18 protein-coding genes, 1 tRNA gene, 1 rRNA gene and 1 riboswitch are annotated in these 23,041 nt (G+C 40.8%); of the genes, 18 read left to right on the plus strand and 2 right to left on the minus strand.

All coding sequences use genetic code 11. From position 1 onward, the window contains the following. The 7 genes from ACTNES_RS03520 to ACTNES_RS03550 all read left to right on the plus strand — a co-directional run. Positions 1-111: ribosomal RNA gene (locus ACTNES_RS03520) — 23S ribosomal RNA — on the plus strand; the annotation flags it as partial. Positions 112-249: 138 nt separating this feature from the next. Beyond that, positions 250-320: transfer RNA gene (locus ACTNES_RS03525), tRNA-Trp, on the plus strand. Positions 321-569: 249 nt separating this feature from the next. Beyond that, positions 570-1,061, plus strand: a complete 492-nt coding sequence (locus ACTNES_RS03530; RefSeq protein WP_118585873.1) for an RNA polymerase sigma factor — start codon at positions 570-572, stop codon at positions 1,059-1,061. A 5-nt stretch (positions 1,062-1,066) separates the two neighbouring features. Continuing rightward, positions 1,067-2,923 (plus strand): hypothetical protein, encoded by a 1,857-nt coding sequence (locus ACTNES_RS03535; protein ID WP_441038520.1) that lies wholly within the window; start codon positions 1,067-1,069, stop codon positions 2,921-2,923. 128 nt (positions 2,924-3,051) lie between these two features. Then, a riboswitch (Fluoride riboswitch) is annotated at positions 3,052-3,124 on the plus strand. Positions 3,125-3,200: 76 nt separating this feature from the next. Further along, entirely contained in the window at positions 3,201-4,400 is a 1,200-nt protein-coding gene (locus tag ACTNES_RS03540) for a cation:proton antiporter (RefSeq protein ID WP_300335467.1), read from the plus strand. Between the two features lie 362 nt (positions 4,401-4,762). Then, positions 4,763-5,632 (plus strand): tyrosine-type recombinase/integrase, encoded by an 870-nt coding sequence (locus ACTNES_RS03545; protein WP_287890520.1) that lies wholly within the window; start codon positions 4,763-4,765, stop codon positions 5,630-5,632. Further along, on the plus strand, positions 5,625-6,794 hold the full coding sequence (locus ACTNES_RS03550; protein WP_287890521.1) for an IS91 family transposase: 1,170 nt from the start codon (positions 5,625-5,627) through the stop codon (positions 6,792-6,794). The genes ACTNES_RS03545 and ACTNES_RS03550 overlap by 8 nt, the downstream gene beginning before the upstream one ends. A gap of 426 nt (positions 6,795-7,220) precedes the next feature. On the opposite strand, the gene ACTNES_RS03555 is transcribed toward ACTNES_RS03550, so the two are convergent. Continuing rightward, positions 7,221-9,491 carry a glycoside hydrolase family 3 C-terminal domain-containing protein gene (locus ACTNES_RS03555; RefSeq protein WP_441038521.1) on the minus strand — a complete coding sequence of 757 codons (2,271 nt, stop codon included), beginning with the start codon at positions 9,489-9,491 and terminating at the stop codon, positions 7,221-7,223. A 235-nt stretch (positions 9,492-9,726) separates the two neighbouring features. On the opposite strand from ACTNES_RS03555, the gene ACTNES_RS03560 reads away from it, so the two are divergent. From ACTNES_RS03560 to ACTNES_RS03585, 6 genes are all read left to right on the plus strand, one after another. Further along, entirely contained in the window at positions 9,727-10,485 is a 759-nt protein-coding gene (locus tag ACTNES_RS03560) for a helix-turn-helix domain-containing protein (RefSeq protein WP_279207063.1), read from the plus strand. 577 nt (positions 10,486-11,062) lie between these two features. Further along, positions 11,063-11,683, plus strand: a complete 621-nt coding sequence (locus ACTNES_RS03565; protein WP_441038522.1) for a GDSL-type esterase/lipase family protein — start codon at positions 11,063-11,065, stop codon at positions 11,681-11,683. Between the two features lie 176 nt (positions 11,684-11,859). Continuing rightward, the gene (locus ACTNES_RS03570; RefSeq protein ID WP_291804520.1) at positions 11,860-12,519 is read left to right on the plus strand and encodes an amino acid ABC transporter permease; all 660 of its coding nucleotides are present in this window, start codon (positions 11,860-11,862) and stop codon (positions 12,517-12,519) included. Beyond that, positions 12,500-13,177, plus strand: a complete 678-nt coding sequence (locus ACTNES_RS03575) for an amino acid ABC transporter permease (RefSeq protein WP_216460265.1) — start codon at positions 12,500-12,502, stop codon at positions 13,175-13,177. Before ACTNES_RS03570 ends, ACTNES_RS03575 begins: the two co-directional genes overlap by 20 nt. A gap of 19 nt (positions 13,178-13,196) precedes the next feature. After that, on the plus strand, positions 13,197-13,952 hold the full coding sequence (locus ACTNES_RS03580) for an amino acid ABC transporter ATP-binding protein (RefSeq protein WP_253292492.1): 756 nt from the start codon (positions 13,197-13,199) through the stop codon (positions 13,950-13,952). Positions 13,953-14,150: 198 nt separating this feature from the next. Next, positions 14,151-15,128: a cysteine ABC transporter substrate-binding protein gene (locus ACTNES_RS03585; protein ID WP_441038523.1), complete on the plus strand. Its 978-nt coding sequence runs from the start codon at positions 14,151-14,153 to the stop codon at positions 15,126-15,128. 171 nt (positions 15,129-15,299) lie between these two features. Here the strand turns inward: ACTNES_RS03585 and ACTNES_RS03590 are convergent, their stop codons facing one another. Continuing rightward, positions 15,300-16,145 carry a delta-lactam-biosynthetic de-N-acetylase gene (locus ACTNES_RS03590; RefSeq protein ID WP_300335249.1) on the minus strand — a complete coding sequence of 282 codons (846 nt, stop codon included), beginning with the start codon at positions 16,143-16,145 and terminating at the stop codon, positions 15,300-15,302. 1,133 nt (positions 16,146-17,278) lie between these two features. Between ACTNES_RS03590 and eno the strand changes: the two genes are divergently transcribed. The 5 genes from eno (at position 17,279) to ACTNES_RS03615 (ending at position 22,940) form a co-directional block, all read left to right on the plus strand. After that, positions 17,279-18,616 carry a phosphopyruvate hydratase gene (gene eno / locus ACTNES_RS03595; protein ID WP_441038524.1) on the plus strand — a complete coding sequence of 446 codons (1,338 nt, stop codon included), beginning with the start codon at positions 17,279-17,281 and terminating at the stop codon, positions 18,614-18,616. Between the two features lie 75 nt (positions 18,617-18,691). Continuing rightward, positions 18,692-18,928, plus strand: a complete 237-nt coding sequence (secG, locus tag ACTNES_RS03600; RefSeq protein ID WP_216459628.1) for a preprotein translocase subunit SecG — start codon at positions 18,692-18,694, stop codon at positions 18,926-18,928. A 300-nt stretch (positions 18,929-19,228) separates the two neighbouring features. Next, complete coding sequence (rnr, locus tag ACTNES_RS03605) at positions 19,229-21,577, plus strand: ribonuclease R (RefSeq protein WP_216459629.1); 2,349 nt, start codon at positions 19,229-19,231, stop codon at positions 21,575-21,577. Between the two features lie 127 nt (positions 21,578-21,704). After that, positions 21,705-22,175, plus strand: coding sequence for an SsrA-binding protein SmpB (smpB, locus tag ACTNES_RS03610; protein WP_025580321.1), 471 nt, complete (start codon positions 21,705-21,707; stop codon positions 22,173-22,175). Between the two features lie 174 nt (positions 22,176-22,349). Continuing rightward, on the plus strand, positions 22,350-22,940 hold the full coding sequence (locus ACTNES_RS03615; protein ID WP_291804546.1) for an AAA family ATPase: 591 nt from the start codon (positions 22,350-22,352) through the stop codon (positions 22,938-22,940). Positions 22,941-23,041 lie beyond the last annotated feature (101 nt).

Below are 23,041 nucleotides of genomic sequence, written 5' to 3' on the forward strand. Positions count from 1 at the left end.
CCCATTCGAAAGAAGTAAACCCCCTTGAAGACGACGAGGTAGATAGGGCAGAGGTGGAAGTGCAGTAATGCATGGAGCTGACTGTTACTAATCGGGTGAGGGCTTGACCAAAAAAGCTGAGTGACGGAGTCACGAAGTGACCCCCGCGGAGTACTGTATATGACAATACTCAATCGGCAACGCAGGAAGTTAATTCTCAAGGAATGTTGACATGTATGTAGTTTTGAGAGTATATAAAATATACTTTGTAGGGGATTGGTCAAATGGTATGATAGGGGTCTCCAAAACCTTTGGTGGGAGTTCGATTCTCTCATCCCCTGCTTCTAACGAGTCAGAAAGTCAGTGAAATCAAGGCTTTCTGGCTTTTTTGTTTTATTAAAAATGGAAAGGAACCAGATAAGTACCTTTTTTCAACCATAAATGAGCAAATTTGAAAATTGAGAATAAAAAGACATTGACGATCCATCTTCGATTGCCTGTGTCTTTTTTTGTATAAAATAAAAAATTTTTGAAAGGAACTGCCCATATTTCAAGTCTAATAGTTATAAAAATGAAAAGGGGGTATAAAAATGGATGCTTTGGTAACAGCAGCTAAAAACGGAGATAAAGAAGCGTTTGTTCAATTGATCCGGATGAATAAGCAGAGCTTATATAAAGCAGCCTGGGTTTATCTTCGGAACGAGCAAGACATTGCAGATGCACTGCAAAATGCAATCCTGTCCTGTTATGAAAATATACAGGGACTGAGAGAAGTGAAATATTTTAAGACTTGGCTGATTCGGATTCTGATAAACGAATGTAAAGACATTCTCCGTCAAAAGAACCGTGACACAGAACTGGAAAATTTTGAAGAAGGTATACATTGTGAAGACCTGGATCTTTGTGAATGGAAGCAATTGCTTTTATGTCTTGATGAAGAAAGTAGGAAAATTGTAGAACTCTATTATTTTGATGAATTTTCTGTAAAGGAAATAGGTGTTCTTCTTGAAATGAACAGCAATACCGTATCAACTAAACTTTCCAGGGCAAGAGCAAAATTAAAAAGGGTGATTAGGAGGTGATGGATATGAATGAAAAAGAAATCAGAAAAATTTTAAAAGAAGAAACTGAGATACCCGATAATATTGATAAAGCTATGGAAGATGTTCTGAAGGGAATTTTAGATTCTCCAGATGAGAGAATTGGTAACACGAATAATTTAGTCATAAAACCAGATGAAAGAAGAAAGAAAAGTTCAGGGAATAAGAAAAAAATAATTCGGATTCTTCTTCCGGTGGCTGCTGTATTAGGCATTAGCACCGGTGTACTTGCAACAAAACTTGGATGGCTTCATAAAGAACTGGAGCAGCAGGGTGTTACTGGACAGGAAACTGCCCAAATGATTGTTACAGAACCTGATTCAAATGCAGAAAATGTAGAAGATATGACTTCTTATCATATAACTCCTGAGGAGATGGATTGGAGACAGTCTATGCTTTCTATTACAGAAGCTTATTTTGATGGCAGTAGTTTAAGCTTTCTGGGCGAACCTTCAAACGAGGCGAGGAACTATATGATCAGTTGCAGGGACCATGCGACAGTGAATGGAGAAGATGCACTTGCATCTTTGAATAAGATAGACGGGGAAAATCTCTATTATGGGCATATTACCCTGTATGATGATGCATTGACAGAAAAAATATTAAAAGAAGATTCCAAGGTAGAGCTTTCCATGACCATTCAGGCATATCCGGATTATAACGGTAAGATTTATTACACCTGGAAAGATTATAAAGTTTACGAAAAAATTTTTAAAACTGGTTCTTTTACAGATTCAGAAGGAATGCTCTCTTATGCACTGCCTGCGGAGGATGTTTACAGAGGATATACGCCTCAGACTCTTACGTTAACCCTTCCATTAAATAATGAAGTACGGGATATCATAGAAAAATACAGGAAAGAAGGAAAGTTGCTAGCTGAAGATACTGGAGTAGAACCCACTTCGGATTCTCTGGATGAGAGTACGCAGGAAACAACAGGTTTAGAAAATTCTTTAGATTCTACGGAAGTAAATGAAAAACATGATTCAGAAACAACAGTGTTACAGGTAAATGAAAACCATGTAATAGCTTCTCTGCAGGGAAAATCAGGAACGCTTACGATAGAGGCCGATATTATCGGAAGTACCTCCGATGTTTCGAAAGGAATCCTGGAAAAATGTAACGTATCAGAGGAAGAAATCCGCTCCTGGTTTGGTGGGAAAGATGGCTGGGAAAAATCTGTGACAGACGAAATGGTCTGGGAAAATAAAGAAAAAGGACTGCAGTTATTCGTTTCAGACGGAATGATACAGTGTAATGGATTAAGTGAAAAAGACCTGGGATCTTTAGGAAAAAGTACGGAAGATGAGGAATTAAATATTATAAATCAGCTGCTTTCCAGAGCTAATTTAACTGGAACTTCTGTAAGAAAATTAATCAGCGACATGGAAGTAGGATATGATTATTACGACACGGAAATTCTGCTGAATGGAGTATTGGTGGGTGGACTTTCCCAGCATTATTATCGGGGAAATACAGGTTTTGGCCCTGAACTTGAAGATTGCTATTTTAATATGCCGATTCCACTTCAAGTGAAAGAGGAAGAATCAGTTACTATGCTTCCTATGGAAGAAATTCTAAAATCAGTGGAACAATATGTAAAAGACGGGAAAATCGGTTTTTTTACAGAACAGAATGATACAGGGGAAACGGAATCAACCACGATTCCAGTTACAAAAATCTGTCTGGAATATTATATTGATGAAACTGCAGAGGGAATCGTTTACAGGCCTGTCTGGAGCTTCCGCTGCCCTTACCAGTGGAAAGATTCTCCGGACGAACAGGAATTATTTTACATAGATGGAGAAACTGGGGCATTGATTCGGGATGCGTTTGGCTGGTAGGTATAAAAAAGAACGGTGTTGTAATAACCGCGGATATGGTTTCAGTCTGGGGGATTCCATCGAAACCTGTAAGGTGATTTTCCAGTAACACTACTTGACAAAAGAAAACACAGGTAGTATGATAAACAGGAATTTTGGGGAATGAAGTTCTCCCCAGGGAAACCAAAACCGCTGATTTAAGCTGATGACTTCTACGATTGATTAATAAGTAATGTTAATTGATCGCAGAAGGTGTCAGCTTTTTTTGTGCGAAAACAAAAAAGAAGGAGAAATATCAATGTTAACATCACTATCATTTATTTTTCTGGTAGGTCTGGCAATGGGAGCAATCTGCCAGAAACTGAAACTGCCGCGTATTATCGGAATGCTTGCAACTGGAATTGTACTGGGACCGTATGTCCTGGATCTTCTTGATCCGAGTATTCTTTCTATTTCTGCAGATCTGAGAAAAATGGCTCTTATCATCATCCTGTTAAAGGCCGGTTTATCATTGAATCTGGATGATCTAAAGAAGGTAGGCAGACCGGCAATCATGATGTCCTTTGTTCCGGCATCGTTTGAAATCATAGGTTATTTATTATTTGCACCGGCGATTCTGGGAATCACCAGAGTAGAAGCTGCGGTAATGGGATCTGTACTTGCTGCAGTATCTCCGGCAGTCGTTGTACCGAGAATGGTTCAGCTGATGGAGACGAAATACGGAACAGAGAAAGCGATTCCACAGATGATCATGGCCGGAGCATCCTGTGACGATATCTTTGTTATTGTATTGTTTACGACATTCTTAAGCATGGCACAGGGCGGCAGCGCAGACATCAAAGCATTTGCCAACATTCCGGTTTCAATCATCCTGGGAATTATTCTGGGTGCGATCGTAGGATACCTGCTGTATTTATTTTTTGAGACTGCTTATGCGAAGAAACATTATGTAAGAAACAGTATGAAAGTAATCATTGTCCTTGGATTTTCTTTCCTGCTGATCGCAATTGAAGGATGGCTGGAAGGAAAAATTGCAGTATCCGGATTGCTTGCAGTTGTAAGTATGGCATGTGTTCTGAAAATGAAATGTACTGCTTTCGTGTCAAAGAGATTGTCAGAGAAATTCGGAAAACTCTGGCTTGCCGCAGAGGTAATTCTTTTTGTGCTGGTAGGGGCTGCCGTAGATATCCGTTATACACTGGACGCCGGATTAGCTGCAGTTGCTATGATTTTTATAGCATTGATCTTCAGATCTTTTGGCGTACTGCTCTGTACGGTAAAGACAGATCTTTCTGCGAAAGAACGAGTTTTCTGTGTAATTGCATATCTTCCGAAAGCAACAGTACAGGCAGCAATTGGCTCTGTTCCATTTGCAGCAGGGCTGCCGTGCGGCAAAATTGTACTTTCCGTAGCTGTTATGGCAATTATAATAACAGCTCCACTGGGGGCTTTTGGAATGGATTTTTCTTATAAAAAATTTCTGACAAGAGAGAAATAAAAGTGCAGTTAACAGAGTGCAAGATAATATAAATAGACAGGGAATAGCTATTTGACAAATATAACAATATTTGAGATTCATCATAGTTAAAGTTGAACAAAATCGCTGCGCGATGGCCTGCCAAGGCTGTGGCGCAGTTTTTACTTTGAAATATAAAAAGCAGTGGTAGCCAAGTCCTAAAAGTAGTATTGTTAAATCACCACAAAATAACAATCAAACAGGATCGACACCACCACTGCCATGAACAGATTAACATATATTATCATTTTAGACAAGTGTTTTTACGATGCCCATGCGCCTCCAAATATAAGGATAAGGACTTCTTGACGGAAAATTCTTTTACTATATTGGAGGACATTTCGATGAATGAAAAATACCTTTTTAAATTACTGCAGGATATGCAGTTAAAAAATTTTACATCAAATACATGTGAAGACTATTATCGTTTTGTGAAAAGATTTCTTGATTTCACTAATAAGGATGCCATGTCCATTACCTACGCTGATATTCGGAAATTTATATTCTACATGAAAGATCATGAGAACAAAAAAGCTTCCACAATTAATGTCTATACTGCAGCGATCCGTTTCTTCTTTGAATACACTCTTGGATATGTGTGGGATTCCAAAAAAATACCAAAAATGAAACGCGACAGGCAGCTCCCTATAATCCTTACCCGGGAACAGGTAAACCTACTTATTGATTCTATGGATAACTATAAGCACAAGGCCATCACTGCAACGATGTATTCCTCCGGTCTTCGGGTCAGTGAAGTCTGCCATCTGCGCTATGAAGATATCCGCAGGAAACAGATGATGATACATGTTCCATTGTCAAAGAACCGACAGGACCGCTATACCATATTAAGTGACAGGAACCTGGAAATCCTTACAGAATACTGGTACCGTTATAACCGCCCGATGGGATGGCTGTTTCCAAGCACAGTAAGGGATGAGCCACTGACCAGTTCAACCGTTCAACTATTCATAAAAAATCATGCACGGAAACTCGGGCTTCCGGAAGGGGTAACACCGCATACAATGAGGCATTGCTTTGCCTGCCACGCACTTGAAGACGGAGTCAGCCATACATTTATCCAACAACTGTTAGGCCACCGCAGCCCGAATTCCACGGATGTGTATCTGCAGATGACATCCAAAGCACTTATGGGTATCCGGAGTCCCTTTGATACTTTTGAAAAAAAGGATGGGGAGGGCAGCCGTGATGAATGATAATCCTACCATGCAGGATGTCCTCCGGCATTTCTATCCGAAATATCTGGACTCTTACACACCCACTGCAAGTCAGGCAAAAACCGTACATCATATCCTGAACTGCAAGACTGGTGCATATGGAGCCAATATCTCTGAATGTGACACATGCGGACATATCCAGTACCATAACAATTCCTGCCGTGACAGATCCTGTCCGATGTGCCAGGCGTTAGCGAATGAATTATGGGTTGATGCACAGAATGAACATGTATTGGACATTGATTATTACCACCTTGTCTTTACCTGTCCAAGTGAGTTGAACCCATTGATCTACTGTAATCAGAAAGAGTTGTATTCTCTCTTTTTTCATGCTGTGGCAGAAACCATCCAGGAGCTTTCAGAAGACCCTTCCCATATGGGAGGCACCCCCGGATTTATCAGCATTATGCATACGTGGGCATCCAATCTTTCTTACCACCCGCACATTCATGTGTTATCAACCTGCGGCGGGTTGGACACAGACCGTAACTGGCACCAGAAAGAAGATGGCTATTTTCTGCCCGGGAAAGCAATGGCAAAGCTTTTTAAGGGAAAATTCCTGTCCGGGCTGAAACAGCTGCATGATAATGGAAAACTTTCTTATGAAGGTGATGCCCAAAAATACCGTAACCAGTATGAATACCAGGAATTACTGGATACGTGCTATAAAAAAGACTGGGTTACAGATATCAGGGAATCCTTTGCCGGAGCAGAAACTGTGATGAATTACCTGGGGCGTTACACCCATCGGATTGCAATCAGCAACAGCCGCATTCTCCATATGGATGAAAATACGGTAACCATCCGGGTAAAGGATTATAAATGTGGAGGTAAATGGAAGGAGTTAACCCTGGAAGGTACCGAATTCATCCGCCGTTTCCTGATGCATGTTCCTCCGAAAGGATTTGTCAGGATACGTCACTATGGGCTCCTGAGCAACCATAATAAACGAAAACTGATTCCCATCTGCAGAAATCTGATCGGCTGCCGTGAATTTCTGAGACGGTTCAGGAAGGAAGATAAAGTACATGCGATCAAGATACTGTACAAAAAGGATGTCACAGTATGTCCGTGTTGTGGAGGAAACGTATCATATAAGGTGTGTTCCAGATATATGACACACCGAAAAAACAGTGCCTAAACCAAACTCAAAACGAATACCGTACTTACAAAACTGGGGTAAGGGGAATTTCTGCCCAAAATCAAAAAAATCCCTGGATTTTCGAGATCGTCTTCTCCATAGACAGTTCTGCTTATCCAAAAAATAATGACAGAATGTGAGATATTGAATCCCCATATACCGGACGCGACTTTGTTCAATTCGGAAAAACCAAAAGTGTGCTGAATAAGGGGGCACCGACAGTTGCCCTCTTATTCAACCCACCTTTGGTTCTTTCCTTAAAAATTATATATTAATAAAAAAGCTACTGCGCAATCTGGATTATTTTTACCGGATGTATATGCAGTAGCTTTTACTTATATAAAGCAATATATAATGTAAAATTATATTAAGGATAATATTTTACATGAAATAAGATAAATGGCAGAGTAGATGTTTTTATGGATATTAGCATAGTACCTGCAGTTTATCAATAATCTCCTGGATTTCAGCACGTGAGAAGCCTCCAAAGCTGCACAGAGAGCGAAGCGGCATGGAATCTGTCATTGCTTCTACCATTTCTTCTGAGATGGCTTCTGCGGCGGATTCAGAAGCAGTTTCGCTTCCGCCGTTCATTGCAGAGAGATATTTAGAAGTCAGCTCTTTAGCAGTTTCTTTTGTCTTAGGATGGCGGAGCAGTTCTCCAAGTGTGGTATTCATATGAACATGCATCGGAATGACCTGGCTGCTGGAGAGTTCGATGGTTTCGGAGAGACGGATATCTCTGGAAGATGCACCGATCAGGATCTCATATTTGCCGCTTGCAGCATACCAGTCATGTAATTCAGTGTTATACCATGCAAAGCTACGTTTATTCAGTTCCATAGTAACTGTCTTGGTTTCGCCAGGAGCAAGCTGGACTTTTTCGAAACCTTTCAGTTCTTTTTCAGGACGGATCGCAGAGGAAGTCATATCTTTGACATAGAGCTGAACAACTTCTTTTCCTGCAACGTTGCCTGTATTTGTCACATCTACAGAAACGGTAATAGTATCTTTTTCTGTCGGAGTTGTGTTTGAAATCTGCAGATTGCTGTATGCAAAAGTAGTATAGGAGAGTCCGTATCCAAATGGATAGGCAACTTCCATCTGCTTGGTATCATAATAACGATATCCTACAAACACACCTTCACGGTATTCTACTTTATCGCCGCCACCGAAGTTCAGATAGGATGGATTATCAGCCAGTTTCACCGGAATAGTTTCGGCAAGTTTACCGCTTGGGTTTACAACACCATAGAGGATATTTGCAACAGCAGCACCGCCTGCCTGTCCTCCAAGGTAAGCTTCCAGAATACCTTTCACATCGTTGATCCATGGCATTTCTACAGGAGAACCATTGTGAAGAATGATCACTGCATTTGGCTGAACTTCCAGAATTTCAGCGATAAGACGGTTCTGGCATTCAGGCAGCCCCATATGGGAACGGTCATATCCCTCAGATTCAAAACTGTCCGGAAGTCCGGCGAAGATTACAACTTTGTCAGCTTCTTTTGCTGCCTGAATTGCTTCAGCGGCAAGATTTTTATCATAGAAATCTTTATCAGCAGGGAAACCTTCTGCGTAAGTAACCTGTGCGTCAGCAGGAACAGACTCCAGTGCATTAGTTACTTTGAAGCAGTTGATATGAGAACTTCCGCCGCCCTGGAAACGAGGCTTCTTGGCAAAACCACCGATAAAAGCAACCTTTTCAGAAGTTTTCAGAGGAAGGACCTGGTCTGCATTTTTCAGAAGAACCATAGATTCTTCTGCGATGCGGCGTGCTTCTTCATGGTCTTTTTCTATAGTAAAATCCTGTGGTGCGCGGTGGTCTGCATATTTGAAGATAATGTTCAGGATACGTTCTACAGCCTGATCCAGAACTTCTTCTTTCAGAATGCCGTTTTTTACAGCTTCCACGATCAGAGCATCATTTGTTCCATTGGAACCTGGCATTTCCAGTTCCAGCCCGGCTTCCAGACCTTTCACACGGTCATTGACGGCACCCCAGTCAGACATTACATAACCTTCAAATCCCCAGTCATTACGGAGAACGTCTGTGAGAAGCCATTTGTTTTCGGAAGTAAAAGTGCCGTTGATCTGATTGTAGGAGCACATAAAGGTATATGGCTGAGCCTTCTTTACAGCAGTTTCAAATGCTGGAAAATAGATTTCACGGAGAGTTCTTTCATCTGCTTCAGAGGAATTGCTCATACGGTGATATTCCTGATTGTTAGCTGCGAAATGCTTGATGGAAGTTCCGACATGCTGGGACTGTACGCCATTGATAAATGCAGCTGCGATTTCGCCTGCAAGATATGGATCCTCTGAATAATATTCAAAGTTTCTTCCGCAGAGTGGGGAACGTTTGATATTAACAGCCGGTCCTAAGATGACAGATACGTCATTTGCCTGAGCCTCTTTACCGATCGTTTCACCCATAGATTCCATTAATTCACGGTCAAAAGAGCAGGCGCTTAAAGCAGCAGGAGGGAAGCAGACAGCCTTGATACTGTCGTTCATTCCAAGATGATCGCCCTTGTCGTCCTGCTTGCGAAGCCCGTGAGGGCCATCACTTACCATTACCTCCGGGATTCCAAGTCTTTTTACACTCTTCAGATGCCAGAAATCAAGACCTGAGCACATGCCTGCCTTCTCTTCGAGAGTCATCTGGCTGACGATTTTCTTTAAATCACGTTCCATAATAAAAACCTCCATAATTTAGTGATATATGTTAAACAAACTGTTTACCTTTATCTGAACTATATCATTTGCAAATGATAAAATATAGTAAAATATTGTTATAAATACTAAAATATTAATATTCTTTCTAAGGGTTGGAAAAGATTCTGGTAGGGATGTTGTCTGGGGACATAATTGTGTGTAAAATAAGATAAGAATTTTTATAGAAGAGAACGGTTATGTGGGGATGTGAATCATGGAAAAATTATATAGTCATCAGGAAGAAAAAATTGCAGAGAATCGAAGCAGGGATACCTTATTTGAGAGACGGGAGAATCTTCAGAGACATGCCTCCTATGCCAGTGAACGTCTGCAATACGATGCGATTAAAAATGGGCAGACGGACAGAGTGCTGTCCATTTTTCAAAAGACACCGGATGGAACTCCGGGAGTTTTGTCCAGGAATGAACTGCGAAACAGTAAAAATATGTTTATTGCGGGAATTACTCTGTTTACAAGAGCTGCAATTGAAGGTGGAGTACCAGAAGAAACGGCGTATGCTTTAAGTGATGGCTATATTCAGACTGTGGAAGAATGTACAAGTAAGTATTCCATAGAAAAATTATCGGAAAAAGCAGCGATGCGGTTTGCAGAAGAAGTACAGAAACATGGGATGAGAAATTACAGCAGAACAATTGAGGTTGCAATAAAATATATCCATCTTCATCTGCATACGTCCATCACATTGGAAGAAACAGCAGAGGCAGCAGGAATCAGCCCAGGTTACCTTTCCAGACTGTTTAAAAAAGAAACGGGAATGTTCTTGGTTGACTATATCCAAAAAGAACGGATAGAAGCCGCCTGCAATATGCTGACATACTCAGATTATACAGCAGCACAGATAAGCGAATATCTGTGTTTTTCCACACAGAGCTATTTTATAAAAATATTTAAAAAATATACAGGTACCACACCTGCAAAATATAAAAAATACAAAGTTCAGGACTGGAAATAATAATGATCCGCACCCACTTTACTCCACAGATGCAGTCAGAAAAACGCATCCAGAAATATGCAGGCTGGAAAAATATAGTAGAACAGGTATTGCATAAATAATAATAACAGTGATATAATCCATAACAGAATATCGCACGAAGAAGAGCAGATATTACACCAACGTGCCAGGTGTAGTAGCTGCTCTTTTTGCTTTATAAAGAATTAGTCAATATAAATAAATGCTGTATTTGACAGATTTAAAGTGTTTGAAGTTTCCCAATCTATGTCTATGAAATAATGCGCATTTTATGCAGGAAAGTTTTATTTGCGAAGAAAAAGTATCACAATCAATGCTCAGCTCAGAAATATTTTTATTTTCCGTGCATTTGCAGGGATCTTAGGTCCCGAAACTGCACGGAAAATAAAAATATTTCTGAGCGTCTCTTTTACAGTGTAAAAATGAACGTTTTCAAAAAAATACAAAAAAGGGATTGACAAACCAAAATAAAGATTGTATAGTATTCCTATCAAATAGATATGAAAACAGGAAAAACGAAAAACCTGCATTAAAAAATCAGTTAAGAAGGTGACAAGACATGAAACAAATCTTATGTTTCGGCGATTCTAATACATACGGTTTAATCCCGGGAACATCCAATCAGAGATACGGATGGGGCACCCGTTGGACCAGCATCCTGGATGACAAAGTAAGAGAGAAAGGCTACCGTGTAATCGAAGAAGGCCTCTGCGGAAGAACCACAGTATTCGATGATCCATTCCGCACAGAAAGACGAGGAACAAAGATGCTCCCTGCAATCCTTGAGAGCCACAGACCGGTAGACACCATTGTTCTTATGCTTGGCACCAATGATTGTAAAAGCGTATACAGCGCAACCCCGGAAGTCATCGGACAGGGAATTGAACAGCTTCTCGATCAGATCAACGCAGTAAACCCGGATGCCAAAGTTCTTCTGGTATCTCCGATTTACCTTGGCGAACGAATTTGGGAAGAAGACTTTGACCCGGAATTCGATAAGAAATCCAGAGAAGTATCCTTGAACCTCCACCGGGTATATGAGAAAATTGCAAAAGCAAGAAACATTTCCTATTTACAGGCTTCTGCCTACGCACACCCGGGTGAAGCAGATCAGGAACATCTGGATGAATCCGGACATCGCAAACTTGCAGATGCAATTTATGAGAAACTTGCCTGTTAGAAACACGATAAAGGTAGAAGAAGTCAGATTCAGGCAGGAAAAATAAAAAATGATAAATGAAACATCTTATTTGAATCATATACATAAATAAGATGAAACTGATATGAGACTGGCAATAATGACCAGACAATTCAATGGAATAAGAACTTCATATCAGAGAAGGAGAAAACGCAACCATGGACTTTGAATTTATCCGCGAACAGACACCTCTTTATATAGAAGCTGCGAAGCTCACCCTTCACATGGCGGTGATCGGTGTGATCCTCGCAATCATCGTAGGACTTGTCTGTAGCATGATCAAGTATTTCAAGATCCCGGTGCTTCGCCAGATCGTGGAATGCTACATAGAACTATCAAGAAATACCCCGCTTCTGATACAGTTATTCTTTCTGTACTTCGGTCTTCCGAAGATAGGAATCGTACTCAGCTCCGAACAATGCGCAATCTCAGGTCTGGCATTTCTGGGAGGCAGCTACATGGCAGAAGCTTTCCGAAGCGGTCTGGATAATGTTCCACCGATTCAGGTAGAATCCGCATTAAGTCTCGGAATGAGCAAGAGTCAGGTATTTACAAACATCATCCTGCCGCAGGCGGTATCCAATTCCATCCCTGCATTCTGCGCCAATGCAATCTTTCTTATTAAAGAAACATCTGTATTTAGTGCAGTAGCACTTGCAGACCTGATGTTTGTGACTAAAGACCTGATCGGAATTTATTACAAAACAGATGAAGCCCTGATGATGCTGGTAATCGCATATCTGATCATACTTTTACCAATCTCACTGATCTGTTCATTTGTAGAAAGGAGAGTCCGCTATGCAGAATATGGGGATTGAGGTTCTTTTCAAAGGAATCAACTCATTAAGACTCTGGCAGGGCTTGTGGGTAACAATAAGAATTGCACTGATTTCCATGGTATTTTCCATTGTCCTTGGATTTCTTCTCGGAATGGTAATGAACATTCCGAATAAAATAATCAAATTTATCTGTCGTATTTACCTTGAGATTGTAAGGATCATGCCGCAGCTGGTACTTCTGTTTCTGGTATACTTCGGAGCAGCCAAGCATCTGGGAATGAACCTTACCGGTGAGACAGCAGCAGTTATCGTATTTACTTTCTGGGGAACTGCAGAGATGGGCGATCTGGTGCGAAGCGCACTGATCTCTATCCCGAAACACCAATATGACAGCGGATACGGACTCGGATTAAATAAATGGCAGGTATACCTTTATATCATTCTGCCGCAGACCATCCGAAGACTTCTTCCATCCGCAGTCAATCTTCTGACACGAATGATTAAGACCACATCACTGGTAGCCCTGATCGGTGTAGTAGAAGTATTAAAAGTAGGAAAACAGATCATTGATGCATCTAGATATACAAACCCGACAGCAGCACTCTGGGTATACGGTGCAGTATTCTTCATGTATTTCATCATATGTTTTCCATTCTCCAGACTCTCCAGAGTTCTGGAAAAGAAGTTTGCAGACTAATAGAAATGAGGATAAATGAATGGGACAGCCGATTTTAGAAGTAGAGCATTTAAAGAAATCATATGTAAACAATGTTCCTATTCTGGATGATGTTTCTTTCTCCATGCAAAAAGGAGAAGTAGTAGTAATCGTAGGACCTTCCGGATGTGGAAAAAGTACTTTCCTGCGATGTATCAACCGTCTGGAAGCAATCGACAGCGGTGTGTTGAAACTCAATGGCGTAAGCTACGAGAATGAAAAAAAGAATATCAGTAAAGTCAGAGAGAAGATTGGAATGGTTTTCCAGAGCTACGATCTTTTCCCAAACATGACAATTTTAAATAATCTTCTTCTGGCACCTCTGAAAGTACAGAAGAGAAACAAAGAAGAAGTGAAGAAAGAAGCCGAGCAGCTTCTGGACAGAGTTGGACTTCTGGATAAGAAAGACAACTATCCAAGACAGCTCTCAGGTGGTCAGAAACAGCGAGTTGCCATTGTACGTGCCATGCTGATGCATCCGGAGATCATGCTTCTGGATGAGATCACAGCAGCCCTTGACCCGGAGATGGTAAGAGAAGTACTTCAGGTAGTTCTGGAACTTGCAAAAACAGGAATGACCATGCTGATCGTCACTCACGAAATGGAATTTGCCAGATCTGTAGCAGACAGAGTGATCTTTATGGATAAAGGAAATATCGTAGAAGAGAACACTCCGGAACAGTTCTTCGACAATCCGCAGACAGACAGAGCAAAACAGTTCCTGAACAGTTTCCATTATGAAACAGTGAAAAAATAACAATAGAAGAACTATAAATCAAATACAGTTCATTACGGTTTAGGATTCAAATGGACTGAAAGCTGAATATCCAAAAAATAATAAAGGAATCAGAAACAGACGACATTTTAGAATATCAGTCAGAAAGACATGATAACAAAAGATAGTTATAAAAATTATTATAAAATCAAAATTTTTTAAAACATGGAGGAAAAGGACATGAAGAAAAAATTATTAGCAGTTTTATTAGCAACAGGCGTAGCAGCAACAACACTTCTTGGCGGAAGTATTCTCGTAAGTGCAGCAGATGACGGCGGAAACACTGCGCAGGCCCGTACTCTGGATGAGATCAAAGAAGACGGAAAGATCAAAATCGGTGTATTCAGTGATAAGAATCCATTTGGATATGTAGATGAAAACGGTGATGTTCAGGGATACGATGTTTACTTCGGAAAGAGACTTGCAAAAGATCTCCTTGGAAGCGAAGATGATGTAGAATTCACATATGTAGAAGCAGCAAGCCGTGTAGAATATCTGCAGTCTGCAAAGGTAGACGTAATTCTTGCAAACTTCACAGTAACAGATGACAGAGCAGAGAAAGTAGACTTCGCACTTCCATACATGAAAGTAGCTCTTGGTGTTGTTTCTCCTGACGATGCACTGATCACAGATGTAAAAGATCTGGAAGGCAAGAAACTGATCGTTGTAAAAGGAACAACAGCAGAGACATACTTCACAGACAACTATCCGGATATCGAACTTGTAAAATTTGATGAATATCAGGAAGCATACGATGCACTTCTTGACGGAAGAGGAGATGCATTTTCCACAGACAACACAGAGGTACTTGCATGGGCTCAGCAGAACGAAGGATTCTCTGTAGGAATTGAATCTCTTGGTGACATCGACACGATCGCACCTGCAGTACAGAAAGGCAACACAGACCTTCTGAACGCAATCAATGATGAGATCAAATCTCTGGCAGACGAACAGTTCTTCCATGCAGACTTCGAAGAAACTCTGAAACCAGTATACGGCGATAACATTGATCCAGAAGACCTTGTTGTTGAAGGTGGTGTTGTAGACAGCGAAGATGCTGAGGAAGCTGATACAACAGATGCAGACGCAGCAGATGACACAGAAGAAGCAGAAACAACAGAAGAACCTGAAGAAACAGAGGCAGCAGACGCTGAATAATATAGGAAATATAAATTGATATCCTCATAAGTATTGATTTATAAACAAAATGAGATGCACTCCACGGGAATTGTTCCTGGTGGGGTGCATCTCATTTTTGAGATCAGATTTGTAAAAAAGCTATATTGTATTATTCTTTGCAAGTGAAATTGTGTGTGAGACTTGGGTTGCTTAAGATGCAGAAACTAATTCATTTAAAGAATGAAACGAATACCCCATCTCTTCCCATTTACTTAACAGTTCATCCAGAATCTGCGCATTAGTAGAAGAGGTGCTATGCAGCAGCACGATAGCTCCAGGATGAATCCGTTTCGTCAGTTTTGCGATAGCCTCCTGGGGATCCGGTTGATTGTCCTGATACCAGTCCACATAAGCAAGACTCCAGAAAAAAGTATGATATCCCATTTCTTTTGCCATAGACAGATTCAGAGTACTGTAAATCCCCTGCGGCGGCCGGTAAAATTTCGTCATTTCTTTTCCTGTAATTTCTTTGTAAATATCTTCCACACCAGCTAATTCTTTCTGAAAAGATTCCTGCGTAGAAATCTTCGACATGTTTGGATGAGTCATCGTATGATTTCCAACGGTATGCCCCTCATCCTCCATCCGTTTGATCAGGTCCTGATTCTCCGAAATAAAATTCCCCACAACAAAAAAAGTAGCCGGAGCCTGATGTTTCTTCAATGCATCCAGTATCGCCGGGGTATTTCCATTTTCATAACCGGCATCAAAGGTAAGATAAAGTTTCTTTTCTTCGGTGTTCTCTGCAAAGAAAGCATCATATTGAGACAATTCTTCAATCGTGGCATTTCCTACAGGGCGTTTCCCTTCTTCCTGAAAACTAAGCCCCCAGCTGGAACTCTGAGAAGAAGACGGAACAGTCGCCTGCTTCTGAGTAAAATGCGAAACCACTTTTCCGGTAGCAGAACCTACAATTGCAGATATGCAGAAAAGCAGAAGAATCCGCCCGGTTCGTGCAGAAAAAAATCTGACAGGGGATATGTATTTGAGACGCATAGAATGATAACCTCAAAAGAAAGGATGTTGCTTAAATATATGAGAGAAAAGAGAACAATAGACTTTGCAAAATAAAAGAGCCATCGATTTATTTTCCATCGTGGCTCTTGTTAAGATTCTGTATCCAAGGGATGATACCTCGCTTTCTATAAAATTGTATTTAGAATTTATTTAAACTTACTGTCCCATTGGTCTGTACCTTCCTCATTTAGTTTAAATAGGGTAATTCGTTAAGTTCTCATCGGACTGTACCTCTTTGTATGAATGAACTGTTACGATTAATAATAGGGTAAATCGTTAATGTTTCATTGGACTATACCTTCCTTATATTAATAGATGTTGCTTCTTTAAAATAAGGTAAATCGTTAAGTTTCCATTGGATTGTACCTTCCTTTTATGGATTATCTGTTACTTTTTAATAATAAGAATAAATTATTAAATGTCCATTGGATCATACCGTCCTTATATTGATGTTTTGTTGCTTTTAAATAGGGTAAATCGTTAGGTTTTCATTGGACTGTACCTTCCTTTTTATTAATAGGAACTTATAAAACTTAGTTGGATTTAAAACTTTAAGTTCTTGGTGGTCCGTACCTGCCTTTCATAAATTATAAATCATGAATTTGAAACTTTAACTATTCTGGTGGTCTGTACCTCGCTTTCTTAAATTATAAAGAAGAAATTATGTTTTCGGTGGTCTCACTCCTTTTCTTTTTTGTTTTCCGTAATCCCTTTTGTTTTATGAGCTTACTATAACAGATAATAATTGAAATGTCAAGCATAAAAACTAAAAACTTATAAAAATATTTAAAAGAAACAATTAAAATGATTTATGCTGATAAAATATTCTGAAAATTATATGGGATTTATAAAATAACCAGAGTGAATCAGGTTTAGATACAAAAGTACGATACACAAAGATACAACATATAAGTAGCAATGCATCGAAATATCGTTTAAGAACCGCCAGCATACAGCGCATATTCATCAAAGTATCTGGAAAAGCTATGCGTATGAAACAAATAAAATGCTGAAGTACAGACATTGCAGAGGGATAGTTTGTTAACGTTTGTAGCAGCAAAGCGGATGTGTTTATCCGCATATTTCATAAAAAGAAGCAGGAGGCTCAAAAAATGTTACGTTATCTGCCTGTAAGAAGGGTTCACGCAAGACAAGTACTGGATTCCAGAGGAAACCCTACTGTAGAAGTTGAAGTTACAGTAGGCGAAGGTGTGATCGGGATCAATGGATATACAGGAAGGGCGATTGTCCCTTCAGGAGCTTCAACCGGTAAGTTTGAAGCAGTAGAATTACGAGACGGAGAAAAAGACTGCTATGTAGGCCTCAGTGTCCAGAAAGCAGTAGAGAATGTAAACACAAAACTGGCAGAAGCAATCCTTGGAGAAAATGCTCTGAACCAGACTTTTATCGATAAGAAGATCATAGACACAGATGGTACAGATAATAAGAGTAATGTAGGAGCAAACGCATCTCTGGGAGTATCCATGGCAGTGGCGAGAGCGGCAGCAGCGGCACTTCGGATTCCCTTATATCAGTATCTGGGCGGTTGTCACACAAGACAGATGCCAGTTCCGATGATGAATATCCTTAACGGCGGACGCCATGCAGATAATACTGTAGACCTGCAGGAGTTCATGATCATGCCTGTTGGTGCAAAAAACATGGAACATGCTATCCGCATGTGCGCAGAAGTGTACCAGTTTCTCAAAATCATCCTGAAGCACAGAAATCTGTCAACTGCAGTAGGCGACGAAGGCGGCTTTGCACCAGACCTTCCTGATTCGGAAAGTGTTCTGGAACTGATCATAGAAGCAGTAAAAAAAGCAGGCTATGAACCGGAGAAAGACATCTGCATTGCTATTGATGCCGCAGCCAGTGAACTGTATGATGAAGAAAGAGGCGTATACGTTTTTCCGGGTGAGGGAAAGATGAAAGGCGAAGAAGTCCTCAGAGATGCAGGAGAGATGATTGATTATTATGAGAAATTGATCGAGAAAATCCCGATCGTTTCCATCGAAGACGGTCTCGAAGAAGACGACTGGGAGGGATGGAAGCAGATGACAGAGCGACTTGGAAAAAGGATCCAGCTTGTGGGTGATGATCTGTTTGTAACCAACATTAAGCGTCTCGCCTGCGGAATCAGACTGCAGGCAGCCAATGCGATTCTGGTAAAAGTAAACCAGATCGGAACTCTCTCAGAAGCACTGGATGCCGTAGAAATGGCTCAGAAATCCGGATACAGAGCCGTAATTTCCCACAGATCAGGCGAATCCGAAGACTCCTTTATCGCAGACCTCGCAGTAGCCATAGGCGCTGGCCAGATTAAAACCGGAGCCCCCTGCCGCTCAGACCGAAACGCCAAATACAACCAGCTTCTGCGCATTCATGAGGCGCTGGGAGAGCTGGAAGTGTATGAAAATCCTTTTAAAGAGGCCGAAAAAACCTGTTAAAAACTCCGAAATGTAGTTGAAATCCCCTTCCGGCTATGTTACAATGAAACTCAGTTGATTAGGAGGTGTAACGAAGTGCAGATTGTTAAGATTATTCTGAGTATCATTTTCATAATAGATTGCATCGCCCTTACAGTCGTAGTTCTTATGCAGGAAGGTAAGCAGCAGGGACTTGGTGCCATTGCCGGAGCAGCAGAGACATACTGGGGTAAGAACAAGGGTCGTTCCATGGAGGGCGGACTTGTTAAGGCTACTACTATTATGGGAGTTTTATTTTTCGTAATTTCTGTAGCGTTAAATATGCTGGGTTAATTTAGAATGAAACTGGAAACACTCTTGTCACGTACAAGGGTGTTTTTTATGTCATATAAAAACATTTTGAATCACTTTTCTGATATAATAAATGATATGATATCGGATTCCATACCTTTTTATCCTGACATTAATGATATTGAACATTGTCTCGAATGAAAAAGAGAACAACTGCACTTTTAGATTGGCTATGAGTGAGACGCAAATGTGGATGATTTTATCCGTCTGATTCAAGCTACGAGGGAATGGGAATACATTTATTCACCTGATATTTTATAAGTTATGAATTAAAGGAGTAACATGAAGAAAAAAGATATAGAACGAAGAAAGAAGTTTATCCTGGAACTGCTGGGGGATCCCATTTATAAACCAATGAGACTCCGCGAGATCTCTACACTTCTGAGACTTTCCAAAGAAGAGAAGCGAGACCTCTACGATGTTCTGGATGAACTTTGCTATGAGGGAAAAGTATCCGTAGACAACAAAGGCAGATACGAAAAGGTCAAAGGAAAATGGAAGAAGAAAAAAGACGACCGTTACTATGATGACCGAAGAGAAGAATATGGCGCAGACCATGGCAAAAAGAAAAAAGACAAACTGAAAGATAAGAACAGAGACAAGGCCAAAGAGAAAAGCCGCGGAAGAAATCGCGACAGAGATTTCCGGGAGGAAGACAGTTATAAGGAAGAGTACCTTGAGGGAATTCAGGCAGAGGGAACTTTCATCGGTCATCCGAAAGGCTTCGGTTTCGTAGAAATCGAAGGACAGGAAGAGGACATCTTTATCCCTGAGTCTGATACTGGCACAGCTATGCATCAGGACAAAGTACGTATCATTATCCGTGACGGACAGAAAGAAGGCAAGCGCAAAGAAGGCGTAGTAGTCAAAGTTCTGGAACGTGGCATGCCGGAAATCGTAGGTACTTACCAGTTAAACCGTGACTTCGGTTTCGTGATCAGTGACAACCCGAAATTCTCTAAAGACATTTTTATCCCACGTAAAGAAGCAGCAGGAATCAAAAATGGAGATAAAGTAATCGCAGTGATCACGGATTACGGCTCCAAGAATAAGAATCCTGAGGGAAAAATCAAGGAGAACCTTGGAAATATCCGCACACCGGGCACAGACATTCTGGCAATCGTCAAGAGTTTCGGAATTCCGAGCGAATTCCCGGAGAAAGTAATGAAGCAGGCACAGCGTGTCCCGGATCATGTGCTGGATGCAGACAGAGACGGCAGACTGGATCTGAGACATCTGCAGACGGTCACCATTGACGGCGAAGATGCCAAAGATCTGGATGATGCGATCTCATTGACAAAAGAAGGAGACATTTACCATCTTGGAGTTCATATCGCAGATGTAAGCAACTATGTACAGTATAACAGTGCCCTGGACAAAGAAGCATTGAAACGTGGAACCAGTGTTTATCTGGCAGACCGTGTTGTACCAATGCTTCCGGAACGTCTTTCCAATGGAATCTGTTCCCTGAATCAGGGAGAAGACCGCCTGGCATTAAGCTGTCTGATGGACATCAACGAAAAAGGTAAGGTAGTTTCGCACCAGATCGCAGAAACAGTGATTAACGTAAATGAGCGTATGTGTTATACTGATGTAAAGAACATTCTTGAAGACACAGATGAAGACGCAAAGAAACGCTATGAGGAACTGATACCGATGTTCTTTATGATGAAAGAACTGTCTGGAATCTTAAGAAACAGCCGTCATCACAGAGGATCTATTGACTTTGATTTCCCGGAGAGCAAGATCATTCTGAATGCAGCAGGAAAAGCCATCGACGTAAAGCCATATGAAGCAAATGTGGCAACTAAGATCATCGAGGATTTCATGCTGATGGCAAACGAGACTGTAGCACAGGAATACTGCACAGAAGAGATTCCGTTTGTATACAGAACCCACGATAATCCGGATCCTGAGAAAGTGGAGAGTCTTCTGACATTGCTTCACAATCAGGGAGTAAAGATCCAGAAAGCAAAAGAAGAGATCACTCCAAAAGAAATCCAGCAGATTATTGAAAGCATCGAAGGACTTCCGAATGAAGCAATGATCAGCCGTCTGGTATTGCGTTCCATGAAACAGGCGAAATACACCACAGAATGCAGTGGTCACTTCGGATTGGCAGCAAAATATTACTGCCATTTCACATCTCCGATCAGACGTTACCCTGACTTGCAGATCCACAGGATCATCAAGGATAACTTACGAGGCAGACTGATGCGTGAGGGAAGAACAGAACACTATGCGGAAATTCTGGATGAAGTTGCGAGACAGTCCAGTGTGTGTGAACGCCGGGCAGATGAGGCGGAGCGTGAATCAGACAAGCTGAAGAAAGCAGAATATATGTCCTATCATCTGGGCGAAGAGTTCGAGGGAATTATTTCAGGTGTTACCGGATGGGGACTCTATGTGGAACTTCCAAACACAGTAGAAGGTCTGGTACATGTCAACACTCTGCGTGATGACTACTATATTTTTGACCAGGAAACCTATGAACTTCGCGGTGAGATGACAAAGAAAGTCTACAAGCTTGGAGATAAAGTCCGTGTCCGTGTGGCAGATGCAGATAAAATGCTCAAAACTGTAGACTTTGAACTGGTTTCCAATGTCTGGGATAATGAGGAAGAAAATTAAGCAACAAATTTGCATGTATTTACATGTAAATCTAACGGAAATCCGATAAATCATTTTATTTGCCGGACAATCTGTAATTTATAGCAAAAATATGTTATAACTGTATAAAAATGGCTTGGAGGATATTATGGCAAAGAAAAAAGGAATGAAGCTGATTGCCAATAATAAAAAGGCATTTCATGACTATTTTATAGAAGATACTTATGAAGCCGGCATTGCCCTTGCAGGAACAGAAGTAAAATCCCTGCGTATGGGCAAATGCAGCATCAAAGAATCCTTTATCCGTGTAGAGAACGGAGAGGTTTACATCTACGGAATGCATATCAGCCCTTATGAAAAAGGTAATATTTTCAACAAGGATCCGCTGAGAATCCGTAAGCTTTTGCTTCACAGATACGAGATCAATAAGATTGAAGCAAAGCTCAAAGAAAAAGGTTTAACTTTAGTACCTCTGAAAGTTTACTTCAAAGACAGTCTTGTAAAAGTAGAGATCGGCATGGCCCGAGGCAAGAAACTCTACGACAAGAGACAGGATATCGCGAAGAAAGATCAGAGAAGAGAAGCAGAGCGCGACTTCAAGGTTAAGAACCTGTACTAGAGCGTGTTTTGTACATGCTCTAGCAATATTATCAAATCCTTTAGATTAGAATTGTGAAATGTTATGAAAATTCTAATGGATATTGCAAAAATATTCGAAAATTTTTATAATATGGCTAGATAAAAAAATAACAATTCATTTTCAGGCAGATGAGCTGAAAGGAGTGGTGCCCCTATGAAAACAATCACGATCAGCAGACAGTATGGAAGCGGTGGAAGACACATTGCAGCTTTGCTTTCAGAGAAGATGGGAGTCCCCTTTTACGACAGTAAACTTTTGCTGAAAGCAGCAGAGAGACATGGGATCAGCCAGGAGGTCATTGACGAATTTAAAGGCAAGACCAGTCTTCTCTATGCGATCGGAGTAATGATGTCAGAAGAATCACAAGATAAAAGACGCCAGACGATTCCTGAGAAGATGTTTCATGCACAGGAAGAAGCAGTGAAACGTCTGGCACAGGAAGGTCCGTGTGTTTTTGTTGGAAGATGCGCAGACCAGATTCTGAAAGACGATAACCAGCTGCTTCGCGTGTATATTTATGCATCTGATATGGAAGACCGTATTAAACGGATCAAGAAGAATAAAAATCTTTCTCAGAGAGAGGCACTTGACAGGATCGCATACAAAGACCGCCAGAGAAGAGATTATTATGATTTTTATACAGGTCATGAATGGGGAAAGATGGAGAATTACGATATCTGCCTGAATACATCGGTTTTGTCAGAGGAAGAGTGTGTAGAACTTTTGATGAAACTTGCAGAATAAAATAAATATGACCAAAAAGAGATGACACAGGACTGCCAGAGTAGCATGGCAGTCCTTTCTGTCTATATTAAGAAAAGTTTTATGAAATGATGGGGGAAATT

Origin of the sequence: Blautia sp. HCP3S3_D9 (assembly GCF_052063845.1) — a bacterium.
In the GTDB taxonomy this organism is placed as follows: Bacteria; Bacillota; Clostridia; order Lachnospirales; family Lachnospiraceae; genus Blautia_A.

What these genes read in the sequence shown, in the direction of transcription:
- ACTNES_RS03530 (WP_118585873.1), top strand. Translation starts at nt 570, where the DNA reads ATGGATGCTTTGGTAACAGCAGCTAAAAACGGAGATAAAGAAGCGTTT.
- ACTNES_RS03535 (WP_441038520.1), top strand. Translation starts at nt 1,067, where the DNA reads ATGAATGAAAAAGAAATCAGAAAAATTTTAAAAGAAGAAACTGAGATA.
- ACTNES_RS03540 (WP_300335467.1), top strand. Translation starts at nt 3,201, where the DNA reads ATGTTAACATCACTATCATTTATTTTTCTGGTAGGTCTGGCAATGGGA.
- ACTNES_RS03545 (WP_287890520.1), top strand. Translation starts at nt 4,763, where the DNA reads ATGAATGAAAAATACCTTTTTAAATTACTGCAGGATATGCAGTTAAAA.
- ACTNES_RS03550 (WP_287890521.1), top strand. Translation starts at nt 5,625, where the DNA reads ATGAATGATAATCCTACCATGCAGGATGTCCTCCGGCATTTCTATCCG.
- ACTNES_RS03555 (WP_441038521.1), bottom strand. Translation starts at nt 9,491, where the DNA reads ATGGAACGTGATTTAAAGAAAATCGTCAGCCAGATGACTCTCGAAGAG.
- ACTNES_RS03560 (WP_279207063.1), top strand. Translation starts at nt 9,727, where the DNA reads ATGGAAAAATTATATAGTCATCAGGAAGAAAAAATTGCAGAGAATCGA.
- ACTNES_RS03565 (WP_441038522.1), top strand. Translation starts at nt 11,063, where the DNA reads ATGAAACAAATCTTATGTTTCGGCGATTCTAATACATACGGTTTAATC.
- ACTNES_RS03570 (WP_291804520.1), top strand. Translation starts at nt 11,860, where the DNA reads ATGGACTTTGAATTTATCCGCGAACAGACACCTCTTTATATAGAAGCT.
- ACTNES_RS03575 (WP_216460265.1), top strand. Translation starts at nt 12,500, where the DNA reads ATGCAGAATATGGGGATTGAGGTTCTTTTCAAAGGAATCAACTCATTA.
- ACTNES_RS03580 (WP_253292492.1), top strand. Translation starts at nt 13,197, where the DNA reads ATGGGACAGCCGATTTTAGAAGTAGAGCATTTAAAGAAATCATATGTA.
- ACTNES_RS03585 (WP_441038523.1), top strand. Translation starts at nt 14,151, where the DNA reads ATGAAGAAAAAATTATTAGCAGTTTTATTAGCAACAGGCGTAGCAGCA.
- ACTNES_RS03590 (WP_300335249.1), bottom strand. Translation starts at nt 16,145, where the DNA reads ATGCGTCTCAAATACATATCCCCTGTCAGATTTTTTTCTGCACGAACC.
- eno (WP_441038524.1), top strand. Translation starts at nt 17,279, where the DNA reads ATGTTACGTTATCTGCCTGTAAGAAGGGTTCACGCAAGACAAGTACTG.
- rnr (WP_216459629.1), top strand. Translation starts at nt 19,229, where the DNA reads ATGAAGAAAAAAGATATAGAACGAAGAAAGAAGTTTATCCTGGAACTG.
- smpB (WP_025580321.1), top strand. Translation starts at nt 21,705, where the DNA reads ATGGCAAAGAAAAAAGGAATGAAGCTGATTGCCAATAATAAAAAGGCA.
- ACTNES_RS03615 (WP_291804546.1), top strand. Translation starts at nt 22,350, where the DNA reads ATGAAAACAATCACGATCAGCAGACAGTATGGAAGCGGTGGAAGACAC.